Origin of the sequence: Microcoleus sp. PH2017_12_PCY_D_A (assembly GCF_020738565.1) — a bacterium.
In the GTDB taxonomy this organism is placed as follows: domain Bacteria; phylum Cyanobacteriota; class Cyanobacteriia; order Cyanobacteriales; family Microcoleaceae; genus Microcoleus.
Genome location: NZ_JAEQCI010000008.1, coordinates 1 through 1639, shown reverse-complemented (window position 1 = coordinate 1639; position 1639 = coordinate 1). Strand labels below are relative to the sequence as shown.

Below are 1639 nucleotides of genomic sequence, written 5' to 3'. Positions count from 1 at the left end.
AGTCCTTCATCCTGGTTATGGCCGCCAGTTCCATGAAGTTGGGCGCGATTGTCGCATTCTGAAGGTAGTCCAGTACCAATCGCAATTTCATCCGCTCCAACCGACTCGGTACTAGCTCTGTTAAGTTCACCATTGTTTTTTTCTGGAAAATCTGAAAATTGCTCGTAACTGCCGTCGTCATAGGCTGCATCCCAAGCTTTCATGACACTCCAAAACTGTTCCGGGGTGCTGTAGGCGTCTGAGTCTGGATCAGGCGGTTCAGGGTCAACCACCCGTTCCAGCAGTTTTAGTTGCCCGTCGGATTCGACTGCGTGAGCGCTGCTGAAACTAGGCGGCGCGTAAAGACTGAGGAATCTTTCAGAGAATGTAGTCGGGAGATCGGTTTCATATTCCTCCGCCTCAGATTCGATTTCGACACCGGGGGAAGTTTCGGTTGCTGGCGCGATCGGCTTGGGATAAACGATGCGGCCAAATTTGGAAGGCTCGATCGCTTGTTCGATCGCGCAAGTGACGCTTTCGACACCGTTCAAATTTTCGACTGCCTGGGTACTATCAGTCTCTGTGTCCCAGAAAAGAGTGAATGAGCTATCGCTAGTCTTGACCAGGGTGCGGCTTTTGACCGACGCTTTTTCCCCCATTTCTACGCAGTCGCCAACGGCCAAAGAACTAGCCCCCCGAGCCTCAAGAAGGTCAACAACATCCTGTAGCCCGAGGGTGGGGCGATCGCACAAAGCGCCAAAAGTAGGAGTAGGGATGGAACTTTCGATCGGCTCCTGGGCTCTCTCTACACCGTTCAAATTTTCAACCTCCTCCTCGATGACGGATTTTGACGAATGTCAAGCCTGTAAGCCCTTTCAAAGCTCTGGTCGGCCATGGCCTTGAGTTCTTTGAGCGTTTTGGTGGTTAGGTCTTGCATGGGTTTTGGGGGGGGGAAGAAAGGGCGAGTGAGAAGCTCGCCCCCCACGTTTAGGGTATGCAGGTGGTCTAAAGTTATCTTTGCAAAGATGATGGTTTTAAAGTATCATCTATACAAAGATGCGTCAACATCTTTGCAAAGATATTGCTATTTTGGATATGCAGTTATGACTGAAACCGATGCCAAAAGCGAAACACAGACCACATGGCGAGATAAAGGTGACGAGGGGATACGGATTGACCCCGACAGCAGTCAAGATGCTGGACGAACTAGCGAAGGAGTTTGGGCTGTCGGCCTCGAACTTCATAGAGAAAATTGCTCGGAGAGAGATTTCGGTAACGACCCCCTTGGGGGAATTCTCGACCAACTGATCGACGATGCGCAAAAGCAGTTGGTCAAATCCCAGGAGTGTGTCGTCTGGTACCAGTCAGAAGCGAAGGAAGTCCGAGATAAGCTTGAAAATCTGAAGAAATTAAGGGAACTTCGGAGAAAAGAACTCCAAGGTACCACTACAACTGAAGAGTCAGATGAGCGCTCCTGAAGCGCAAAAGCCAGCATCCCAGCAGGGGGGTGCTGGTTTTGCTTTTAAGCACTATTCCAGAAACTGAAGCTACACATAAGTACCCCTTCCATGAGACCAGCATTTATGTGTAGCAAGCAATAAGTAAGCCCATGAATTCTAAGTACCAAACCTACCCACCCGGAGTACAGAAACAGATCGGG

General features: G+C 50.0%; 1 protein-coding gene and 1 pseudogene. One reads left to right on the top strand and one right to left on the bottom strand.

Features of this window, described 5'->3' with window-relative positions; genetic code table 11:
• Nucleotides 1–797 (bottom strand): annotated as a pseudogene (locus tag JGK39_RS00095) (hypothetical protein); the annotation flags it as partial.
• A gap of 285 nt (nucleotides 798–1082) precedes the next feature.
• On the opposite strand from JGK39_RS00095, the gene JGK39_RS00090 reads away from it, so the two are divergent.
• On the top strand, nucleotides 1083–1457 hold the full coding sequence (locus JGK39_RS00090; protein WP_293256527.1) for a hypothetical protein: 375 nt from the start codon (nucleotides 1083–1085) through the stop codon (nucleotides 1455–1457).
• Nucleotides 1458–1639 lie beyond the last annotated feature (182 nt).

What these genes read in the sequence shown, in the direction of transcription:
- JGK39_RS00090 (WP_293256527.1), top strand. Translation starts at nt 1,083, where the DNA reads ATGACTGAAACCGATGCCAAAAGCGAAACACAGACCACATGGCGAGAT.